This window comes from Roseibium sp. (assembly GCF_051016195.1).
GTDB lineage: Bacteria > Pseudomonadota > Alphaproteobacteria > Rhizobiales > Stappiaceae > Roseibium.
Map to the genome: position 1 here is coordinate 5,587,716 of NZ_CP134616.1, position 22,267 is coordinate 5,609,982.

Annotated in this window: 15 protein-coding genes; 12 read left to right on the top strand and 3 right to left on the bottom strand. The window is 57.9% G+C overall.

Annotated elements, in window-relative coordinates; translation table 11 throughout:
• The first annotated feature begins 63 nt into the window (after nucleotides 1-63).
• The 7 genes from RDA78_RS25440 (at nucleotide 64) to RDA78_RS25470 (ending at nucleotide 10,555) form a co-directional block, all read left to right on the top strand.
• Complete coding sequence (locus RDA78_RS25440; protein ID WP_434052550.1) at nucleotides 64-1,551, top strand: NADP-dependent isocitrate dehydrogenase; 1,488 nt, start codon at nucleotides 64-66, stop codon at nucleotides 1,549-1,551.
• Nucleotides 1,552-1,846: 295 nt separating this feature from the next.
• Nucleotides 1,847-2,716, top strand: a complete 870-nt coding sequence (locus RDA78_RS25445) for a MurR/RpiR family transcriptional regulator (RefSeq protein WP_434052551.1) — start codon at nucleotides 1,847-1,849, stop codon at nucleotides 2,714-2,716.
• 53 nt (nucleotides 2,717-2,769) lie between these two features.
• Nucleotides 2,770-3,738 carry a TAXI family TRAP transporter solute-binding subunit gene (locus RDA78_RS25450; RefSeq protein ID WP_434052552.1) on the top strand — a complete coding sequence of 323 codons (969 nt, stop codon included), beginning with the start codon at nucleotides 2,770-2,772 and terminating at the stop codon, nucleotides 3,736-3,738.
• A 182-nt stretch (nucleotides 3,739-3,920) separates the two neighbouring features.
• Complete coding sequence (locus RDA78_RS25455) at nucleotides 3,921-6,548, top strand: TRAP transporter permease (protein WP_434052553.1); 2,628 nt, start codon at nucleotides 3,921-3,923, stop codon at nucleotides 6,546-6,548.
• Nucleotides 6,545-6,979: a universal stress protein gene (locus RDA78_RS25460; protein WP_434052554.1), complete on the top strand. Its 435-nt coding sequence runs from the start codon at nucleotides 6,545-6,547 to the stop codon at nucleotides 6,977-6,979. The genes RDA78_RS25455 and RDA78_RS25460 overlap by 4 nt, the downstream gene beginning before the upstream one ends.
• A 380-nt stretch (nucleotides 6,980-7,359) precedes the next feature.
• Entirely contained in the window at nucleotides 7,360-9,735 is a 2,376-nt protein-coding gene (locus tag RDA78_RS25465; RefSeq protein WP_434052555.1) for an EAL domain-containing protein, read from the top strand.
• Nucleotides 9,736-9,769: 34 nt separating this feature from the next.
• A complete protein-coding gene (locus RDA78_RS25470) occupies nucleotides 9,770-10,555 on the top strand; it encodes a substrate-binding periplasmic protein (RefSeq protein ID WP_434052556.1) in 786 nt (261 codons plus the stop codon).
• Nucleotides 10,556-10,604: 49 nt separating this feature from the next.
• Here RDA78_RS25470 and RDA78_RS25475 read toward each other — a convergent pair whose 3' ends face one another.
• Nucleotides 10,605-11,492 carry a LysR family transcriptional regulator gene (locus RDA78_RS25475; RefSeq protein ID WP_434052557.1) on the bottom strand — a complete coding sequence of 296 codons (888 nt, stop codon included), beginning with the start codon at nucleotides 11,490-11,492 and terminating at the stop codon, nucleotides 10,605-10,607.
• Nucleotides 11,493-11,588: 96 nt separating this feature from the next.
• On the opposite strand from RDA78_RS25475, the gene RDA78_RS25480 reads away from it, so the two are divergent.
• Nucleotides 11,589-12,848, top strand: coding sequence for a M24 family metallopeptidase (locus RDA78_RS25480; protein ID WP_434052558.1), 1,260 nt, complete (start codon nucleotides 11,589-11,591; stop codon nucleotides 12,846-12,848).
• 50 nt (nucleotides 12,849-12,898) lie between these two features.
• Here the strand turns inward: RDA78_RS25480 and RDA78_RS25485 are convergent, their stop codons facing one another.
• Together RDA78_RS25485 and RDA78_RS25490 are read right to left on the bottom strand one after the other, a co-directional pair.
• Entirely contained in the window at nucleotides 12,899-13,540 is a 642-nt protein-coding gene (locus tag RDA78_RS25485) for a hypothetical protein (RefSeq protein ID WP_434052559.1), read from the bottom strand.
• 18 nt (nucleotides 13,541-13,558) lie between these two features.
• Nucleotides 13,559-14,959 (bottom strand): selenium-binding protein SBP56-related protein, encoded by a 1,401-nt coding sequence (locus RDA78_RS25490; protein ID WP_434052560.1) that lies wholly within the window; start codon nucleotides 14,957-14,959, stop codon nucleotides 13,559-13,561.
• 428 nt (nucleotides 14,960-15,387) lie between these two features.
• Between RDA78_RS25490 and yghU the strand changes: the two genes are divergently transcribed.
• The 4 genes from yghU (at nucleotide 15,388) to RDA78_RS25510 (ending at nucleotide 22,224) form a co-directional block, all read left to right on the top strand.
• Nucleotides 15,388-16,260, top strand: coding sequence for a glutathione-dependent disulfide-bond oxidoreductase (gene yghU / locus RDA78_RS25495; RefSeq protein ID WP_434052561.1), 873 nt, complete (start codon nucleotides 15,388-15,390; stop codon nucleotides 16,258-16,260).
• Between the two features lie 386 nt (nucleotides 16,261-16,646).
• Complete coding sequence (locus RDA78_RS25500) at nucleotides 16,647-18,230, top strand: Re/Si-specific NAD(P)(+) transhydrogenase subunit alpha (RefSeq protein WP_434052562.1); 1,584 nt, start codon at nucleotides 16,647-16,649, stop codon at nucleotides 18,228-18,230.
• Nucleotides 18,231-18,242: 12 nt separating this feature from the next.
• A complete protein-coding gene (locus RDA78_RS25505; protein WP_434052563.1) occupies nucleotides 18,243-19,676 on the top strand; it encodes an NAD(P)(+) transhydrogenase (Re/Si-specific) subunit beta in 1,434 nt (477 codons plus the stop codon).
• A gap of 232 nt (nucleotides 19,677-19,908) precedes the next feature.
• Complete coding sequence (locus RDA78_RS25510) at nucleotides 19,909-22,224, top strand: calcium-binding protein (RefSeq protein WP_434052564.1); 2,316 nt, start codon at nucleotides 19,909-19,911, stop codon at nucleotides 22,222-22,224.
• The last annotated feature ends 43 nt before the right edge of the window (nucleotides 22,225-22,267 follow it).

Below are 22,267 nucleotides of genomic sequence, written 5' to 3' on the forward strand. Positions count from 1 at the left end.
TGCAATCCAATTGCAGCCCCTACATGTGGCGAGCACACACATTTCAAACGCCAGGAGACAGTAATGAACGTTCACAGCGCGCAGGCCGCCTATTCCATAGCACCCGCTGAAACGGCGCAGATAGCCGTTGCTTATGGTGACGGTATCGGTCCGGAAATCATGCGCGCCGCCCTGCGATGCATGCACGCCGCGGGTGCAGACCTGGACATTCATGAAGTCGTTCTCGGGGAAAAGGTCTATAAAGCCGGCCACACGTCCGGCATCCTGCCGGACAGCTGGAGTGCGTTACGTTCCGCTGGCGTCCTGTTCAAGGGGCCCATCACCACACCACAGGGCGGTGGATACAAGTCGCTGAACGTCACCATCAGAAAAACGCTTGGCCTCTTCGCCAACATCCGCCCTTGCGCCGCCCTCACGCCTTTTGTTGCCTCAAACCATCCGGGCATGGATGTCGTGATTTTCCGGGAGAACGAGGAAGACCTTTACGCCGGCATCGAGCATCGGCAGACGGACGAGGTCTTTCAGTGCCTCAAGCTCGTCTCGATCCCGGGCACGGAGCGGATCATCCGGCATGCCTTCGAATATGCGCGGTCGAACGGACGCAGAAAGGTTTCGTGTTTTTCCAAGGACAACATCATGAAGCTGACCGATGGTCTGTTTCACAAGATGTTCGACAAGATATCGGCGGAATACCCGGAAATCGCCGCTGATCACTGGATCGTCGATATCGGCGCGGCAAAGCTTGCTGCGTCTCCCGAGATGTTCGACGTCATCGTGACAACGAACCTTTACGGAGACATCATCTCCGATATCGCGGCGGAAATAAGCGGGTCGGTCGGGATCGCGCCGTCCGCGAATATCGGTGAGAGTTTCGCCATGTTCGAGGCCATTCACGGGTCCGCTCCTGATATTGCCGGAAAAGGCATCGCCAATCCGTCGGGATTGATCCTCGCCGGCGTCCAGATGTTGGGGCATCTCGGGCAGCAACAGGCCGCGAGCAGGCTCCACAATGCCTGGCTGAAAACCATTGAAAGCGGCATCCACACCGCCGATGTCTATTCAGGGGCGGAAAGCCGGGTGAAAGTCGGAACGGATGACTTTGCAGATGCGGTGATAGACCGGATCGGTGAGCTTCCGAATTTGCTCAAACCTGTCCCCCTTCAGGGCCAGCAAAGCGCTCCGACAATCGCGCCCCCGGTTCGGCCGGTTCCGGCCAAAAGATGTCTTGTCGGCGTGGATCTTTTCGTGCGCGACACGGTGGTGGATCCCGACAATCTGGCCGTCAGGCTGATCGCTGCGACCCAGCAATGCGGCGCCAAGCTGACCATGATCACCAATCGAGGGGTGAAAGTCTGGCCTGCGGGCCTGCCGGAAACCTTCAAGACGGATCACTGGCGGTGCCGCTTCGAATGCAACTCCGGAAACCTGAAACAAAAGGATATTGCGGAGCTGATCATGGCCCTGAGCAACAAGGAGATCGAAGTCATCAAGACGGAAAATCTCTATACGTTCAATGGAGTACCGGGTTACTCGCTCGGCCAGGGACAATAACCAACCAGAACGACCCCATCCCACTTTTCCTTCCGGCAGAGCTCCCTGCCGGAAGGTTTTTTTTCCAAAAATCACAGTCCGGGCCTCCCCGACCGCAGGTTTCAAGATACTCCGCCTGAGCGCAAGAACCCGGAAGGCGGCGTCCCGTCCGAAGCCCGGACCGTGCGAAGCGTTTTGGCCAAAAACCGATACCGAAGCGGTCCGCGCCCCTGAGGCGAAGACAAGAAAATGCGGCCGAAAAGAAACATTTGTTTCAGGGTTTGACAAGACAAAAAACAAATGAAACAGTGCGCCGATGGGAGCCAGATCGCAGCAGCAAATTCGGACAGCAATTTCGGCAAGTTACGCCGAATTGAGCGACGCATTACGCGTTGCCGCAGATTACATTGCCGAAAATCAAGTGGAAGTCGCGACCCGAAGCCTGAGATCAGTGGCCACCGCGAGCGGCGTGTCACCCGCAAGCTATACGCGGCTTGCGCGAGCGCTCGGTTACACCGACTACGAAGCGCTGCGCGAACAGGCCCGCACTGAACTGACGGCACGGGAGCAACACAGTTTCCGGGAAAAGGCGCGCCGCCTGCAATCTGACGCTGACCAGCCGCTCCTTCCGCGCCAGGTTTCCGCCTGTATTGACAATATCCAGGGGCTGCTCGCCGACATTGATCCCGCAACGCTCGACGCGGTGGTGGATCAGCTCTCGGATTCGCGCAAGGTCGTCCTGATAGGTGCGCTCGGATCGGCGGGCTTTGCGGACTATTTCGCCTACCTCGCAAAGTGGTTCGATGACCGCTGGTTCGTCGCGGGAAGAAACGGAACAACACTGGGCAGCACCCTTGCAGGGCTGAACCGGAAGGACACCGTGCTGATCATCTCCAAGCACCCGTATGCTCACAGGTCCGTACGGGCTGCCAAGATCGCAGCCGAAAAAGGTGCCAAGGTCGTGGTTCTGACGGACAGCCGCGCCTTTCCGGGCCTGCAATACGCCGACTACCACTTCATTCAACGAACTGAAAGTCCACACTTTTTTTCGTCTTACGCAGCCACGCTTGTCCTGATAGAAACCATAACGGGCATGCTGGTTGCGCGGGCCGGATCCGAAGCGGAAGCCAGGATCCAGGAAGTTGAGAAGCATAATCGCTTGCTCGACGAGATTGAAAATGTCTAGGGTGGTGTGCCACGCTTGACTTAAGAAATTTAACAATGGGGAAGTCTAGTCAAATGATGATGAAAATGAACCTGGCAGGTGCTGTTCTGGCGACCAGCATCGCATTCACCGGAGCAGCAACGGCTGAAGAATTCATCACGATCGGAACCGGTGGCGTCACTGGCGTTTACTACCCGACCGGTGGTGCAATCTGCCGGCTGGTCAACAAGGGCCGCAAGGATCACGGGATCCGCTGCTCGGTCGAATCCACGGGCGGTTCGGTGTACAACATCAACACGGTTCGCGAAGGTGAACTTGAGTTCGGTGTCGCTCAGTCCGACTGGCAGTACCATGCCTTCAACGGCACTTCGAAATTTGAGGACAAAGGTCCGTTCGAGAACCTGCGCGCCGTTTTCTCCGTGCACCCCGAGCCGTTCACGGTCGTGGCACGTGCCGATTCCGGCATCAAGAATTTTGAGGATCTGAAAGGCAAGCGCGTCAACATCGGCAACCCGGGTTCCGGTCAACGCGGCACCATGGAAGTCCTGATGGAAGCAATGGGCTGGACCACCGGCGATTTCGCCCAGGCGACCGAGCTGAAAGCAGCCGAGCAGTCCGCGGCTCTTTGCGACAACCAGATCGATGCAATGGTCTACACGGTCGGTCACCCCTCCGGCTCCATCCAGGAAGCAACGACTGCCTGTGATTCCGTTCTTGTGAACGTGGGCGGCGATGCAGTCGACAAGCTTGTTGGCGACAACAGCTACTACCGCACCGCCACCATTCCGGGCGGCATGTACCGCGGCAATGATGGCGACACCGGCACCTTCGGTGTTGGCGCGACTTTCATCACATCCGCCGACGTTGCTGACGACACGGTTTATACGCTGGTCAAGTCGGTCTTCGAAAACTTCGATGCCTTCAAGAAGCTGCATCCGGCCTTTGCGAACCTGAAGCCGGAAGAGATGGTTGCTGACGGCCTGTCCGCGCCGATCCATCCTGGTGCTGCCAAGTACTACAAAGAGCAAGGCTGGATCAACTGATCCAGAAACGCTTCGGGTCCGGGGATCACATCTCCGGACCTATTTTCTTGTGCCGGAGAACAAGAAACAACGACACCGGCGCTATCGAATTGCATGTCACGTTTTGCTGAGGGCCGTTGGCCCGAAAGACCCGGGGATACATGGGCGCGGCTTGGATGTGAGCCGTTGGATGGGGGATTTTCATGGCGGATCAGAATCTACCGAACAACCAGGACACAAAGCGAGGTCTGTCGGAAGACGAGCTTCAGGAACTTGTTGCCGCTTCCGATTCCGGCTCGCGTAATCCGGCCGGGAGCGTCGGCCTGCTGCTGGCGGGTGTCGCGTTCTTGTGGTCGGTGTTCCAGGTCCTTCTCGCATCGCCGGTCGCCTACTACATCCTTCCCGGCGACCTGATCAACAACAGCCGCCAGTTCCACCTCGCCTTTGCAATGTTCCTGGCCTTCATGGCCTATCCCGCGCTCAAGACCAGTCCGCGCCACTACATCCCGATACAGGACTGGATACTCGCGCTGTTCGGCGCGTTCATCGCGCTTTACGGGTTCTTCTTCTACGAGAAAATCGTGAACAACGGCGGTCTCGCCGACGACATGGACAAGTGGTTTGCCCTTGCCGGCATCATTGTCCTGTTTGAAGCCGCAAGACGCGCACTCGGCCCGGCAATGGCCGCTGTCGCGACGGTCTTCCTGCTTTACGTATTCTTCGGTTCCTCCGAATGGGTTCCAGAGGTTATCCGCTGGAAAGGTGCATCGCTGAAAAAGGCGATGAGCCACATGTGGATCACCTCCGAGGGGGTCTTCGGCATCGCCCTTGGTGTCTCCACCAAATTCGTGTTCCTGTTCGTGTTGTTCGGTGCGCTCCTGGACAAGGCCGGCGCCGGAAACTACTTCATCCAGATGGCCTTCGGCGCACTCGGGCACCTGAAGGGCGGCCCCGCCAAGGCAGCCGTTGTCGGTTCCGCGGCAACCGGCCTGATTTCCGGTTCCTCGATCGCAAACGTGGTCACGACGGGAACCTTCACCATTCCATTGATGAAACGGGTCGGCTTCTCATCCGAACAGGCCGGTTCCGTTGAAGTGGCGTCTTCGGTGAACGGGCAGATCATGCCGCCCGTCATGGGCGCAGCCGCTTTCCTGATGGTTGAATATGTCGGCATTTCCTATGTCGACGTGATCACGCACGCCTTCCTGCCCGCGGTTATTTCCTATATCGCGCTGGTCTATATCGTGCACCTTGAAGCCGTGAAGCGGAACATGCCGACCATCGGCCACAAGACCGTTTCAACACTGCGCACGGTCCTTGGAATGTTCTTCTTCTTCGCCGGGTTCGCTGCGCTCTGTTACGGCGTCAAGTTCCCGGTCGGCTGGATCGTTGCAGCCGTTCCCGAAGGCGCGAGCTGGATCCTGGCAGTTCTGGTGTTTGTCGCCTATCTCGCTCTCCTGAAACTTGCGGCGACGGTCGACGACCTGCATCCGGACGATCCGAACGAGAAGGAAATCACACTTCCGGAGATCGCCGAAATCTACAAGGCAGGCCTTTATTACCTGTTGCCGATCGTCGTGCTGGTCTACTTCCTGATGATCGAACAGAAATCGCCCGGTCTTTCGGCATTCTGGGCAACCGCCCTGCTCTTCGTGATCCTGCTGACCCAGCGCCCGATCAAGGCGATTTTCCGCGGCGAAAGCGAAGCCTTCAACGAGTTGAAGGAAGGCGTCAACGATCTTGTCCACGGCATGATCGACGGTGCGCGCAACATGATCGGTATCGGTCTGGCGACGGCAACCGCCGGCATCATAGTCGGCACGGTCACCCTGACCGGCATCGGGCAGGTCATGGCCGACCTTGTCGAGTTCGTATCCGGCGGCAATCTGGTCCTGATGCTGATGTTCGTGGGTGTTTTGTCTCTGGTCCTCGGTATGGGCCTTCCCACCACCGCGAACTACATCGTCGTGTCCTCGCTCATGGCCGGGGTCGTGGTTGAACTGGGTGCCCAGTCCGGTCTGATCGTGCCGCTGATCGCCGTCCACCTGTTCGTCTTCTATTTCGGAATCATGGCGGACGTGACGCCTCCGGTGGGCCTTGCTTCCTTCGCCGCGGCGGCGGTGTCCGGGGGCGACGCCATCCGGACAGGGTTCACGGCGTTCTTCTACTCGCTCAGGACCGTCGCCCTGCCCTTCATGTTCATCTTCAACACCGATCTGTTGCTGATCGATGTCGGCTGGCTGCAGGGAACGCTTGTCTTCGTGGTTGCAACAATCGCGATCCTTGTCTTCACAGCAGGGACGATGGGCTATTTCGTCACAAAGAGCCGGATCTATGAAAGCATAGCACTGGTCCTGATCGCGTTCGTGCTGTTCCGGCCGGACTTCTTCATGAACCGGATCCAGCCTCCCTTTGAACAGATCCCACCCGCACAGTTCGTCCAGGCGGTCGGCAATGCACCGGCAGGTCAGGAGATCCGGGTGACGGTCAGCGGGCCTGATTTCGACACCGGCGAGACCACGGAAAAAACGATCATCGTCAATCCCGGTTCGGAAGAGGGTGGCGAAGCGCGGCTTGAGGCGCTCGGCCTCACCGTTCTTGACGAGGACGGCGTCCTGAAAATCGACGAACCCTTCCCCGGCACAGCCTATTTCGAGGAACTCGGCGATTTTGACTTCTATGCCGACAATCCCGTCATCGCCAAGGAAGCGCAGGTTGAAGTCAAACAGCTTCCCAAGGAACTTGTCTATATCCCCGGCCTGTTGCTGCTGGTGGTGGTCTATCTGATCCAGCGCGCCCGCGCTGGCCGCGAGAAAGGAGTGCCGGCATGAGCATCAAGTCTGTGCTGTGTGCAGTCGACATTTCACACGAGGACGATGTCCAGGTACTTGAAACGGGTGACAAGCTCGCGCGCCTCGACGGGGCTCAGCTGGATGTCATCACGGTTGTGCCGAACTATGGCGTGACGCTGGTCAACTCGTATTTCGACGAGAACTTTCAGGGCGAACTGGTTACGAAAACGAAGTCGGCCCTGAACGACATGGTCAGCCGCGTGCTCGGCGAAGAGCGGAACAAATCCATTCGCCACATCGTCGCTGCAGGCTCCATTTACGAGGAGATACTGGAGGCGGCCAAGCAGGCCGGCTCCGATCTGATTGTTATCGGGGCGCACAAGCCGCATCTGAAGGAATTTCTTCTCGGTCCCAACGCGGCACGCGTTGCGCGCCATTCCCAGTGTTCGGTCTATATTGTCCGGGAATAAACGGGGAACCTGACAAACGGCTCGATTGCAAAAGGGCGGGACCACAGCGGCGGTCCCGTCCTTTTTCGTTTTTCATTCCGGTGATGGCGAATTGGTGTGCGCCCTGAAGCGTTTGACAGTTCTCCAGACTTCCCTGGATAGCTGTTCCAAACAAGCCAACATCGCCCGTTCGCACACTGTCAGCTTTTTCGGCTCCCTCTTGCGAATCAAGATATATTCACAGCGCCGAACAGAGAATTCGACTAGCAGAAGCTACAAAAAATTAAGCAAAGCAACCTTCCTCAACCAGAAAGGAAGAGGTTTGTTTACCGCAACCGGGCTAAATTTTCTGCATGCTTAGGCTTATCAGAAATTCTACGCAGAGGAAGTTTCTCGCGATCATGTTCGCGGCCTTGATTGCCGTAAACGGACCGCTGCTGATTACGTTTTTTGTCATGACGAAAAACTCGGTCGAGCGCGAAATGATTGCAAAGAAACGCGTTCTCCTTGATGCCAACAGCAAGGCCCTGAGCAAGGCATTGTGGGACTTCGACTACGATAACCTGCGAAAATGGGCGGGCGCGATCGCAAATGATCGCGACATTTTCAGCATCGAGATCCTAGATGACAACGACAAGAGCCTTGCACTGATTTCCAAAGACGGCAGCGAAGACAACGCCCTCAGCAGGGAAAACGCCCTCTTCTCCAAGGAAATCACCCACAGGGTGGACGGGGTCGAGCATGCCGTCGGCACCTTGCGCATCCGCTTCATATCCAGCCACATCAGCAACGCGGCCATCCGGGAGGTCGTCAAATCAGCGATCTTGTTCGTGGTCTCGACCATTTCTGTGCTTGTCGCCGCGCTGATCGCGAACCGCTTCATGATCACGCGGCCTTTGCTGCGCCTGAATGCAGCGATCGAAGCAACACAGCGCTCGGGAACGCGCCAGAAAGTCGATTGGGATTCAACGGACGAGCTCGGGCGTGTCACCAACGCTTTCAACGACATGCAGGAACGGCTGGACCAGGACGAGGCACAACTCATCCGGGCCAACAAGCGCCTGACATTTCTGTACAACAACACGCCGGTGATGCTCTACTCGATCGACAGTGACGACAATATCCGCAACGTGTCGGATTATTGGCTGCACGCGACGGGCTACGGCCGCAAGGATGTTATCGGCCACAAGTTCCGCGAATTCATCCACGATGATTTCAAGGCCGATTACCTGCACAACAGGAGCATGCTTTCGGACGGAAGGAACGAGACTCTGGAACTGACGTCGGTGTTCCAGAAGGCCGACGGCACCTGCCTTGATGTGCTGATCACGGAAACCAAGGATTTCGACGACAGCGCGCACGGCGGCAGCTCCCTGTCCGTCATGACCGACATCAGCAAGCTCAAGGCTGCCGAAGCTGAAATCCTGCGTCAGGCGCGAACGGATTACCTCACGGGGCTGGTGAACCGGGAGGGCTTTGCGGACAGATTGAACGCTGCAATCGAAAGCTCCGACGGCGACGACGACATCGCCGTCCTTTTCTTCGATCTCGACCGCTTCAAATGGGTCAACGACAATCTGGGGCATTTCGCAGGTGATCGTGTTCTTCAGTCGGTGACCCGCGAAATTGCCGAACTGCTGCAGGAAGACGACTGTTTCGGAAGGTTCGGCGGCGACGAGTTCGCGATCATGCTGTCGTGCAAGTCGAGCAAGAAACGGGCGGTCGAACTCGCCACCAAGATCAATCGCACCTTGAACCGGCCAATCGATCTTGGCGGCCGGACACTGCAGATTTCCGCCAGCGTGGGGATTTCGTTCTATCCCGACAACGCCAAGAGCGCTGAAGAACTCCTGAAAGCCTCCGATGTCGCGATGTACCGGCAAAAGAACAGCGGGCGAAACGGGTTCTGCGTCTTCAACGAACAGTTCGGCAAGGAGGCCAGCCAGCGGCTCGAGGTCAAGGAAATCATTTCCGAAGCGCTGGAGAACCACTGGTTCCAGCTGCATTTCCAGCCCATCGTCAACCTGAAGAGCAGAACCACAATCGGCTTTGAAGGGTTGCTCCGGCTTGTCCACCCGGAAAGGGGCGTGCTCCCGCCGCTTGAGTATATCCGTGCCGCCGAACAGACCGGAGGTATCCTGGAGATCGGCGACCTGGTACTTGAGCTGGGTCTCGACGCGCTCGAGAGGCTGCAGGAAAGCCGCGACTGCCGGTCTGCCTATGTCGCTCTGAACTTTTCCGCCGCACAGTTCCTGCCCGATCTGCCGCAGAACCTCAAAGAGAAGCTGACGGCCCACCGTGTCGATCCGAGCCGACTGGTACTTGAGATCACGGAAACAACGCTCATGCAGAACAGTATGGGACTTGACGGGCTTATCGAAGACATCCGGAAACTGGGCTGTACCTTTGCTCTGGATGACTTCGGGACCGGCTTCTCATCACTCAGTTACATGCACCGCTTCCCGGTGGACACCGTCAAGATCGACCGGTCATTCATCAAAGGCCTGGACGCACGGTCGGGCACCGAGCGGACCCACAAGACTGCGGCATTGATCGAGGCGGTTGTCGGATTGTCGCAAAAGCTCAACTTGAATGTCATAGCCGAGGGAATTGAGACCGAAGACCAGTATGAGCGCCTTGTCGAGCTGGGCGTGGAAACCGGTCAGGGCTACCTCTTCGGCAAGGCGAAACCGCTTGCAACCTACCTTTCCGCAGATCAGACCGGACGCGCTGAAACAACGTTGTTGCCGGATGAGAAACTACGAAACGCCGGATAAGGATTGACGGACCCGAGCAATCGAGGATCAAGCAATGCAAAAATTGACGAGAAGATCCGTTGTCGCCGGCCTTGCCGCCTCCACAATCATGCCCGTGGCAACGTCCTCACGGGCTGAAAGCGAACTGGTATCCCTCAAGGTCATGACGGAGGAATACCCTCCCTTCAACTATCACGACGGCACTGCCCTTCGTGGGATCAGCGTCGAGATCATGGAAGAAATCTTCAAGCGCACGATGTCGGGCCATACGCGCAAGGACATAGCGCTCCTTCCATGGGCGCGGGGCTACAATCTCACTCTGCAAAGACCGGGACATGCGCTCTTTTCGACGACACGCACCCAGGACCGCGAAGGCCTGTTCCGGTGGGTCGGCCCTTTCGTGTCGACGGTGGTCGGCCTGACGGCGCGCAAAGACCGCAACCTGAAGATCGAAACGGTGCATGATCTGGCCAAGATCCGTATCGGTGTCGTGAAAGACGATGTCGGGCAATTGCTGCTGCGCGCGCAAGGCGTCCCGGACGATCGTATCGAGCCCGTCCTTTCGAACGAGCAGAATTTCCGGAAGCTCATTGCCGGCCGCGTGGATGCCATTTCCTACGAAACCGAAGTTACGCGCTGGGGTCTCCAGCAAATGGGTGCGGACCTTGGCGAGTACGAAACCGTCTACGACCTGAACCGCGGCGAGTTGTATCTTGCTCTTCACCATCAGACGTCCGGTGAGGTGATCAATACACTGCAAGACGCTTTCGATTCCATGGTGCGCGACGGCAGCCACAGCACAATCCTGAAAGGCTACGGCATACGCTCGTCGGATTCTTGAATAGCGACGAAACGTCAAACCGGCTTCACACCGTTCAAACGCGCGCACATCACGTGCTGCGCGATAGAACTGCTTTCAGCCTTGCGGCTTCCGCACTCAGCGGCCGCGTTTGCGGCCAGGCAATGTAGTACCCCTTCCCGGTGATCATCTTGCGACCCTGCATTGCCACCAACGCACCTGACGCAATTTCATCGGTCAGGAGCGGTAACGCGCCCAGAGCGAGCCCCTCGCCCCTGATTGCACGGCCAATGGTCTGGTTGTAGCTGGCGCAATCGATCCGCTCATTCGCGTTGAATTCGATCCACCCGGTTCTCTGTATCCAGACCGGCCAGTCCGTCCAGTTCGGCGCGATGCGCGCAAAATTCAGCAACGGTGGCCCGTTGCCGCCTTCCGCGACCCCCGCCCTGGCAACGACATCGGGGGCTCCGACCGGAACGATTTCCTCTTCGAACAGCAATTCCAGGTTCCAGCCCGGCAACCTGTTTTCGCCGTGCAGGATGACGAGATCGTTTTCGGGTCTGAGAAGATCGCCCAATTCATCCGCTGTGCTCAGATTGAACGGGCAGGCATCGTCGGAGAGCGCAAAATCGCGTAGCCGTGCCTGAAGCCAGAACGTTGCGAGCGCAGTGACGGAGGCGATTTGCACCACCGGCTGCGCCGGCACCTTGATTGTCCGGAATGCATAGTCGAGGTAGTCCAGTGTCATGCCGGTCTTTTCGGCGAGATATGCTCCGGCCTCCGTCGGCACAAGCTTTCTGCCGCTTCGCTCGAACAGGTCGACACCAAGCCACAGTTCCAATTGCTTGATCCTCTTGCTGACGGCGGCCTGGGTCACATAAAGCTCGTCGGCGGCTTCGGTGAAACTCAAATGCCGCATGGCCGCCTCGAAAAAGACAATCGTATCCAGGGGCGGCAAGGATTTGCGATAGCTTTGCATTCCTGAGAGTTATCCATACTGCCGAGAATTTCCATAGTTTTCTTGCTCGCAAGCTGCGGTGATATTCCTTTTTGTAGGAAAAGGGAGAAATGTTCCATGGCCGAACTGGACTGGCATGCGGAGCGAAGCGATTTTCACGGATTGGCGCACCTGGATCGCAGCCCGTCAGATGACGGCATCGACCAGGTGGCTGTCCGCACTTACAGGCAGGGCCGCGTGCGCGCGCAGATGCTTGCCTATGGGGTGGATGCGCTGATCCTTTCGGACCCGGTCAACATCCGCTACGCGACGGGCACGCGGAACATGCAGGTCTTTTCCATGCGCAACACGCCGTCCCGGTATCTTTTGATGACGCAGGACCGGTCAATCCTGTTCGAGTTCACGGGATGTGAACATCTGGCCAGGGGTTTTGAAACCGTTGATGAAGTGCGGCAGGCAAGAACCGCAAGCTTCGTCGCCGCCGGCCCGCAGATCGCCGAACGCGAAGAGGAATGGGGCCTTGAAATGGCCGCCCTGATCAGGGAACTGACCGGCGAGCGCAACGCAACCGTTGGCGTTGAACGCCTGAACGCCGGTTCGAAATTCGCGCTTCATGAGGCCGGGCTAACCGTTGTGGACGCACAGCAACCCGTCGAGATGGCGCGCGCGATCAAATCGCCGGAGGAAATGAAGTGCGTCATCGCTTCGCTGCGTGCAACGGAAAAGGGAGTTGCCCTTCTGCGTGAGGCCATCCGGCCGGGACTGACGGAAGCGGAACTCTGGTCCGTACTGCATCAGTCGATCATCGCGCAGAACGGAGACTATGTCGAAACGCGGCTCCTGAATGCCGGTGCGCGCACAAACCCCTGGTTCCAGGAGGCCTCCGCAAGCACCATCAACGCCAACGATCTGATCGCGCTCGATACGGACGTGGTCGGATGCCATGGATATTATGCCGACTTCTCGCGCACCTTTCACGCCGGCCCGGACAAACCAAGCGCGGCGCAGAAGGAACTTTACAGGGTCGCTTTCGAACAGGTGCACCACAACATGGACATTCTTCACCCCGGCATGACCTTCCGGGACTACGCCGACAGGGCCTGGAACATTCCGGAGAAGTTTTACAAGAACCGCTATTACCTGTCCGCACATGGTGTTGGTATGACGGGCGAATATCCTTACCTCTACCATCGTCGCGATTTCCCGGATGCCGGGTATGACGGCGTGCTGGAACCGGGAATGACGCTCTGCGTGGAAAGCTTCATTGGCGCGGACGGCGGCAGGGAAGGCGTCAAGCTGGAACAACAGGTGCTTGTCACGGAAACCGGGATCGAGCTCCTCTCCCTGTTTCCGTTCGAAGACAATCTTCTCAACTAGGCACGAGGCAACTCCACCGCGCCTGCGCGCCTGTTGCGCCCTCACCTTGATCAGGCATGCGGGACTGCAAGCGCGAAGATGCCGACGAGGATAAGGCTCACGGCCCAGACCCGGTCCAGGTTGAACCAGGCCTTTTGCAGGAATTTCAATCCAAGCCAGGAATAAACGCCAAAGGCGATCAGCCCGCCGGCCGTCGCCATCGCGAGCGTGTGAACGGCAGAGACCAGAAGCGCCATGCGAACATCCGCCCCCATCAACGTGCCGGCCGCCTGATGTCCCTGACTGGCCTGAACAGCGCAGATGCCGAGATAGATCGGAACAAGCATCAGACCGGCACCGTGGGCAATCGCCACGAGAAAAGACCAGACGCCGAGCTTTGCCGGCGATATGCGCGCCAGAAACCGCGGATGCCTGTTGGTGATCAGGAGATAAAGCCCCAGGCCGATCACAAGGCAGGCCGCAAAAATCCGGATTTCGTTCTCCAGGCTGACAAGCGTGATCATCGCGGAAAACGGCAGCAGGATGGCCAGCATGGCCAGCAGGTGGCCGGCCGCCAGAGACAACAGCGCACGCGGCAGAGCCTGCGTGCGCCTTTCCATCAGCGCTGCTGAAACGGCCAGTGGCCAGCCCATTCCCGGATTGAGACCGTGGTACAGGCCGGAGCCGATGACGGCCAGCCAGAGGGCCGTCATGCTCATTCCATCCAAGGTCTACACCGACGGATAGCAGAAACTGTCCGTCGAGCAGTCTCCGCCTTCCAGCCTGATCTGGTGCGACCTGTACCCTTGCGGAAACTCGACCCAGAAGTTTTCGTCGAGCGTCAGGCCGCCATTGGGGCCCGCGTTCGCCATGACCATCGCGGCGCCCCGGTCTCCCGGATAGAACTGATCATCCCAGGTGGAATAAAGCGAATTGGTCCAGTAGACCCGCTTGCCATCCCGGCTGATCTCGACCATCTGCGGCCCGTAACCGAAGTCTTTTCCGTTCGGATGTTTGGTCTTCTTCACGATCCCGCCGATGTCCACTTTGCCGGCGAGCTTGGGGTTCATCGGATCGGAGACATCATATTGATGCATTTCACCGGTTCCCCAGCAGGCGACGTAAAGGAACTTGTCGTCTAGGCTGAGATCGATATCCGTAACCAGCGGTGGCACCGCGGAAAAGCCCTTCAGCATCTCCGGAAGGTCGTCGGGATCGGCAGGCTGCGGATCGATCGTGACCGTCTTTTTCGCCTCAAAGGTCCCGTCCTCCTTGCGCCACCAGGTAAAGATGGAACCTTGCAGGTTGGTCGTATCAACAACGACGCCGCAGAACCCGTACTGCTTGGCCGGATCATGCGCCGGACGGATTTCAAGCGCCATCTGGTGGTTTTCGCCCAAATCTATGGTCTGAACATTCTTGCGCGCCCTCAGGTCCCAGAAGTGGATTCTGTGCCCATACTTGTTGGACAGGAGATCTTCCGGGACGAGGCCGTTCTCAAACTGAGGCGGCAGCCCCCATTCCGACGACACCATGTAGTCGCGCGGAAGGTTCCACCAGAAATCGTAGTGCTTGTCCTGGATGCCCCGGTCCATTTCGTAGCGGCCCAGGATTTCGAAGGTTTCGCAATCCATTATGAATATACCCGGAGGACCGTCCGTGCCGTCCTCGCCGCCGCCGCCCAGCGTCGAGACGTAAATCCCCTCCGGCCCGCAGTGGATCGTGTGCGGCCGGGAATATCCTGTTTTTGCAAAGACTTCTTCGGGTTCGATGATCTTGTGGATCTTGGCTTCGAGCGGCTCCTTGACGTCGATGACGTAGATCCTGGAAGAGCGGATGCCCGGAATGATGAGATAGCGGCGTTCAAGAAACGCATGGCCGGTCAGCGGGGACAGAGCAGAAGAACACGCATTCCAGCCAAAGTGATGAAATTCATCCCCCGTGTTCGGCATCATGACCGTGTGAACGATCTTGCCGTAGTCGGAACTTTCGGGATCGACATTGACGACGGCCAGGCCGTCAGGCTTGCTGAAATCCGGGCTCAACATCAGCGTAAAGGCCAGTTTTTCAACCGGGGCCTCCATTGCCATCTGCGCAGTCGGATAAAAACTCGGATCTGGCCTCAAATTCATGTCGTCCTCCCTGTATTGCGACAATTATCAAGACGGTTCGCCCGCACCTTTGATTTTCGTGTTCTACGGTTCCGTCTTTTCCTTCCGGTCTGGTTCTCTTCACCTGCCAATCGGCCGGGACGGATGCGCGTTCTAGGTGCCGCGTTCAAAGCCCCGGGAAAAAGAGGATGCCTTAACGTTACGGTCAGGTCGAGAGCAAAAATTTTCTAAATTATTGACGTTTGACGCAACACGACAACAGTCAGGAGGAGGTTTCAACGAATGCGCGCACGAACAAATGAGCCCTTCATGGAAAAACCGACCTATATGCAAACTCGGTCTAGGCAAACTTCGCTCAACGTCCTATCTAATCGTAAGATTGCGATGAGTTCCAATCGCGGAGCGCACGCGAAACCAGGCCTGCCTTCAATTTTCCGGAGAGCTTTCCAATGAGCGATACCTCGACCTATACCCCGCCCAAAGTCTGGACGTGGGAACAGCCGAACGGCGGTGAATTTGCGAGCATCAATAGGCCGGTCTCCGGTGCGACCCATGAAAAGGACCTTCCGGTCGGCGACCATCCGCTGCAGCTTTACTCCCTTGCAACGCCAAATGGCGTCAAGGTGACGATCATGCTGGAGGAGTTGTTGGCGCTCGGCCACAAGGAGGCCGAATACAATGCCTGGCTGATCCGCATCAATGAGGGAAACCAGTTCTCAAGCGGGTTCGTCGGGGCAAATCCGAATTCGAAAATTCCTGCTCTGATGGATCACAGCACGGAAACGCCGACACGGGTGTTCGAGTCCGGTTCGATCCTTATGTATCTTGCGGAAAAATTCGACGCGTTCCTGCCGACAGATCCGGCGGCGCGCACCGAAACGTTGAACTGGCTGTTCTGGCAGATGGGCTCCGCACCGTATCTCGGTGGCGGCTTCGGGCATTTCTACGCCTATGCGCCGGAAAAATTCGAGTATCCGATCGATCGCTTTGCGATGGAGACAAAGCGCCAGCTCGACGTGCTCGACAAGGCACTCGCCGATCGTCCCTATATTGCAGGCGACGATTACACGATCGCCGACATGGCGATCTTCCCCTGGTACGGCGGGCTTGTCCTCGGCCGGCTCTACAATGCGGCGGAATTTCTCTCCGTCGACGAGTACAAGAACGTCAAGGCCTGGGCCGAGAAGATCGACGCCCGCCCGGCCGTCATACGTGGCCGCAGGGTCAACAAGGCCTGGGGCGAAGAACACGAGCAGTTCCATGAGCGGCACTCCGCCGCTGATCTGGAGCCGAAGCCGCCGGTTGAAACGGCCGCAGAATAGCAGAGCGGCAGCGGCCTGCGTCGACAGGTCGCTGCCAGTTCGCTCCGCGCGTCAACAATTGGCTGCTGCAGTCTCGCTGCTGTGCCCAGAAAATAATACTAATTCCGATATAAATCGGAGTATTACGGGCGGCATTCATCACCTCCGCCAAGACTAAGATACCCGTCATCGTATTTTCCATGAAAAATCAGTTTAAAACCTGATCCAAGGTTGGGTGCGCAATACACGCCCCTTCGCGCGGAAACACGTCTTGTCATAAGTATAATTTTCGTCTCTATATGCAGCCACGCACAAAAGTCGGGGGCATTCGGGGGGACACAGCTCATTCCGCTCGCTCACGATTCCACACTCTCGGCCATGTCCTGGTCACCATCTTGGAGCGACATATGTCAGAAGCCCTAAAGATCGGCACACCCAAGGAAATTTTCCCCGGGGAGGCCCGCGTGGCCATGACCCCGGAATCAGCGAAGCAGCTGCAAAAGCTCGGCTACACCTGTCTTTTGCAGAGCGGCGCCGGCAAGGCTGCCGGCTTTACCGACGAGGCTTACAAGGAAGCCGGTGTCGAGATCGTCAAGACAGCACCCAGCCTCTGGAAACAGTCCGACATCGTCGCCAAGGTGCGCCAGCCGGAAGACAAGGAGCTGGGGTACCTTACCGAAGGCAAGACCCTGATTTCGTTCTTCAACCCCGGCGGTAACGAGGCCGGACTTGAAGCTGCAAAGAAAAAGGGTGCCAACGTCATCGCGATGGAAATGGTTCCCCGTATCTCGCGCGCCCAGAAAATGGACGCGCTTTCCTCCATGGCCAATATCGCCGGTTACCGGGCGGTCATTGAGGCCGGCAACAATTTCGGTCGCTTCTTTACCGGACAGATCACGGCGGCCGGCAAGGTGCCGCCCGCCAAGGTCCTCGTGGTCGGCGCCGGTGTTGCAGGTCTTGCCGCCATTGGCACGTCTACCTCGCTCGGCGCAATCACCTATGCGTTCGACGTGCGACCGGAAGTGGCCGAACAGGTCGAATCCATGGGAGCAGAGTTCGTTTATCTCGACTTTGAGGAAGAGCAGACGGACGGTGCGGCCACGGGCGGCTATGCCAGCGTGTCGTCACCGGAGTTCCGCGAGGCCCAGCTTGCCAAGTTCCGCGAGCTTGCGCCGGAGATTGACATCGTGATCACGACGGCGCTGATCCCGAACCGGCCTGCGCCGAAGCTCTGGCTTGAAGACATGGTCAAGGCGATGAAACCGGGTTCGGTGATCATCGACCTTGCCGCCGAGCGCGGCGGCAACGTGGAAGGCACCGAGGCTGACAAGAAGGTGGTCACCGACAACGGCGTCACGATCATCGGCTATACGGACTTCCCCTCGCGGATGGCGTCACAGTCATCCAGTCTTTACGCAACCAATATCCGCCACATGATGACGGACCTGACGCCGGAAAAGGACGGTCAGCTCGTCCACAACATGGAAGACGACGTCATCCGGGGCGCGACGGTCACGCATCAGGGCGAAATCACCTTCCCGCCTCCCCCTCCCAAGGTTCAGGCGATTGCCGCGAAATCGAAGGAGAAGCCGAAAGAGCTGACACCGGAGGAAAAGCGGGCCGCGGAAGCAGCTGCCTTCAAGGCGCAGACCAAGCAGCAGGTAACCCTGCTCACGGTCGGCGGCATCCTGATGCTGCTTGTCGGTCTGATTGCACCGGCCAGCTTCCTTCAGCACTTCATCGTCTTCGTGCTGGCCGTCTTCGTCGGCTTCCAGGTGATCTGGAATGTCAGCCACTCGCTGCACACGCCGCTGATGGCGGTCACCAACGCGATCTCGTCGATCATCATCGTCGGCGCATTGCTGCAGGTTGGCTCGGGATCCTTCCTGATCATCCTGCTTGCGGGCGTCTCAATCTTCATGGCCGGGATCAATATCTTCGGCGGTTTCCTCGTTACACGGCGCATGCTCGCCATGTTCCAGAAGTCTTAAGGAGCCCGACCCATGGAATTCGGTTTCACCACCGCCGTCTACGTGGTTGCGGCAGTTCTGTTCATTCTCTCGCTCGGAGGTCTCTCCGGTGAGGAAAGTGCGAAACGCGCCGTCTGGTACGGCATTGCCGGCATGGCACTCGCCGTTGTCGCCACGCTCATCGGTCCAGGCTCCGGTTTCTGGCTTTTGTCGCTGATCCTGATCGCCGCCGGCGGTATCATCGGCTATTTCGTTGCCCAGCGCGTCCAGATGACGGAGATGCCTCAGCTGGTCGCCGCGATGCATTCGCTTGTCGGTCTCGCAGCCGTGTTCGTCGGCTTCAACGCTTATATCGAGCTTGGCCGCGTTCTGGCGATGAGCGAGGAAGAGCGCAAGGCGCTGGAAGGCTTCGCCGCGCTCCTTGCTAAGAAAACCAGCGCCGAGCAGGCAATCCTGAAGGTCGAGGTCTTTCTTGGGGTCTTCATCGGTGCCGTCACCTTCACCGGCTCCGTCGTCGCCTTCGGCAAGCTCGCGGGCAAGATCACTTCCAAGGCGGAAAAACTGCCGGGCGGACACGCGCTCAATGCAGGCGCTGCGATCCTGTCCTTCCTGCTCCTGATCCTGTTCCTGAGCGGCGCCGGGATCTGGACGCTCATTCTCATGACGCTGCTGGCTTTCTTCATCGGCTATCACCTGATCATGGGTATCGGCGGTGCGGACATGCCGGTCGTGGTTTCCATGCTCAACAGCTATTCCGGCTGGGCGGCTGCGGCCATCGGCTTCTCGCTCGGCAACGACCTCCTGATCGTCGTCGGCGCTCTCGTCGGCTCGTCCGGCGCGATCCTGTCCTACATCATGTGCAAAGCCATGAACCGCTCGTTCATTTCCGTTATTCTCGGCGGTTTCGGCAACACGGCCGGTCCTGCCATGGAAGTTGAAGGTGAACAGATCGCGATCGATGCGGATGGCGTCGCCGCGGCGCTCGACGATGCCGACAATGTCATCATCGTTCCGGGCTACGGTATGGCCGTTGCGCAGGCGCAGCAGTCGGTCAGCGAACTCACCAAGCGTTTGCGGGCCAAGGGCAAGAATGTGCGCTTTGCCATTCACCCGGTTGCAGGCCGCCTGCCGGGTCACATGAACGTGCTCCTGGCCGAAGCGAAGGTTCCCTACGACATCGTTTTGGAAATGGACGAGATCAACGAGGACTTCCCGGAAACAGATGTGGCGATCGTCATCGGCTCCAACGACATCGTCAATCCGGCGGCGCAAGAAGATCCGAATTCACCGATCGCCGGCATGCCTGTTCTGGAAGTCTGGAAAGCCAAGCAGGTGTTCGTTTCCAAGCGCGGTCAGGGCACCGGCTATTCCGGTATCGAAAACCCGCTGTTTTACAAGGAAAACACCCGCATGTATTACGGCGATGCCAAGGCCAGCCTGGACAAGCTGCTCACCATGATCGAGTAAGATTTCAGGCACAATGGTTGAAGGGCCGCCCGGGGAAACCCGGGCGGCTTTTTTTTGCAGCGCTGAAAAAAACGAAGCCTCGCGGTTTTTTTTGAACCTTTTCGCGTCCCGAAGGCACCAAGAGGTACTCGCATCAGCGGGAACACCAGCGCGTGATTTTCGACGAGCTTAATTTCAAACCGCCGTTTCAGGCGGGCGCAGATGGTGTGTTTCAAACGACAGGAGATCTGCAATGAGCTTCCTTTATTCCTTTCTGAATTTCTTCAAACCCCAGTTCATCAACGGCTCCGACAAGGGAGAGCTTCTCTTCGGAGGTTTCGCGTCCGACTTCATTTTCGGCAATGGCGGCAATGACAAGATTTTCGGTGGCTTCGGAAATGACTTCCTTTTCGGCGGTCACGGCAATGACAAGATCTTTGGCGGGTTCGGCAACGACCTTATGTTTGGCGGCAAGGGCGATGACAAGATCTACGGCGGCTTCGGCAACGACCTCGCCTTTGGCGGTACCGGAAACGACAAGATCTTCGGCGGCCGTGGCAATGACAACCTGAATGGCGGCGATGGCGAGGACACGCTGCGCGGCGGCAAAGGCTATGACCGCCTCGTCGGCAACAAGGGCAACGACCGCATGTTCGGCGGTGCTGGCGACGATCTTCTTGTCTGGAACAATGGCGACGGCTCCGATCTCATGAATGGCGGCAGCGGCTATGATCGTGTCCAGGTCAACTTCAACACCGATCTCGTCAATGACGACCTACAGAACAAGGATGTCGCCGAATTCTCGGTAACGCCCCAAGGCATCCAGTTCGCGCGGGTTGAACTGAACGACCAGAACGTCAACGGCCTGTTCCAGCTCGACATTCGCAAAACCGAGGTTCTCGAAACCAATTTCGGCGGCGGCGACGACACCGCACAGATCGTCGATAACGTTCTTGAGGAAATCAAGCTCGACCTTGACGGCGGCGACGGTATCGACACGCTCGATCTCGCAAGAGCTGCGGAAGGCGTCGAGGTCGACCTCTCTAAAGGCACCGTGGAGGACTCCAAGGCAGTCAATTTCGAAAACGTCATCGGCACGGAGTTCGACGACAAGATTACCGGCGACGACCAGGACAATGTCATTTCCGGGCTTGGCGGGGTCGACACGATCTATGGCCGCGGCGGCAACGACATCCTTGTTGCCAACAAGGGCAATGATTTCGTCTTCGGCGAAGACGGCGACGACCTGCTTGTGTGGAACAACGGCGACGGTTCCGACCTGATGGATGGCGGAGCCGACACTGACCGGGTCCAGGTCAATTTCAACACCGATCTCGTCAATGACGATCTCCAGAACAAGGATGTCGCCGAGTTTTCGGTAACTCCAGATGGTGTGCAATTCGCACGTGTCGAATTGAACGATCAAGCTGTCAATGGCCTGTTCCAGCTCGATATCCGCAACACGGAAGCGCTTGAAACCAACTTTGGCGGTGGCGATGATGTTGCACAGATCGTCGACAACGTCCTTGAGGAAATCAAGCTCGACCTCGATGGAGGCGACGGCATTGATACGCTGGACCTGTCGCGTGCCTCCGAAGGCGTCGAGGTCGACCTCTCTAAAGGCACCGTGGAGGATTCCAAGGCAGTCAAATTCGAAAACGTCATCGGCACGGAGTTCGACGACAAGATTACCGGCGACGACCAGGACAATGTCATTTCCGGGCTTGGCGGGGTCGACACGATCTATGGTCGCGGCGGCAACGACATCCTTGTTGCCAACAAGGGCAATGATTTCGTCTTCGGCGAAGACGGCGACGACCTTCTTGTGTGGAACAACGGCGACGGTTCCGACCTGATGGATGGCGGAGCCGACACTGACCGGGTTCAAGTCAATTTCGACACCGACCTCGTCAACGACGATCTCCAGAACAAGGATGTCGCCGAGTATTCGGTCACCCCGGAGGGTGTGCAATTCGCACGTGTCGAATTGAACGATCAGGCTGTCAATGGCCTGTTCCAGCTCGATATCCGCAACACGGAAGCGCTTGAAACCAATTTTGGCAGTGGCGATGATGTTGCACAGATCGTCGACAACGTCCTTGAGGAAATCGAACTCGACCTCGACGGAGGCGACGGCATTGATACGCTGGACCTGTCGCGTGCCTCCGAAGGCGTCGAGGTCGACCTAGGCGCGGGCTCGCTCGGAGACGGTTCCACCGCCGTTAATTTCGAGAACGTCACAGGCACCGATTTCAACGACGTCATCGCGGGTGATGATCAGGACAACGTGATCCAGAGCGGTTCTGGTTTCGACATTCTGTCCGGCGGTGCGGGTGCCGACACGTTCGTGTTCAAGGAAGACGACACGGGCCTGAAGATCATCACCGACTTCGAGATCGGCGTTGACAGCCTTCTGTTTGTGACCGATGCCGGCTTGTCCGCAGCCGATCTGGTGGACCAGCTGACACAGATCGGGGACGATGTGCAACTCGATGTCAGCGGCAAACTTCTGACGTTCGAGAACGCCTCGGTCGAAGACTTCAGCACAGACTCCTTCCTGTTCGCATAAATTCTGCGCCAGACATTTGCACATTTCCCGCCGGTCCTCGGGC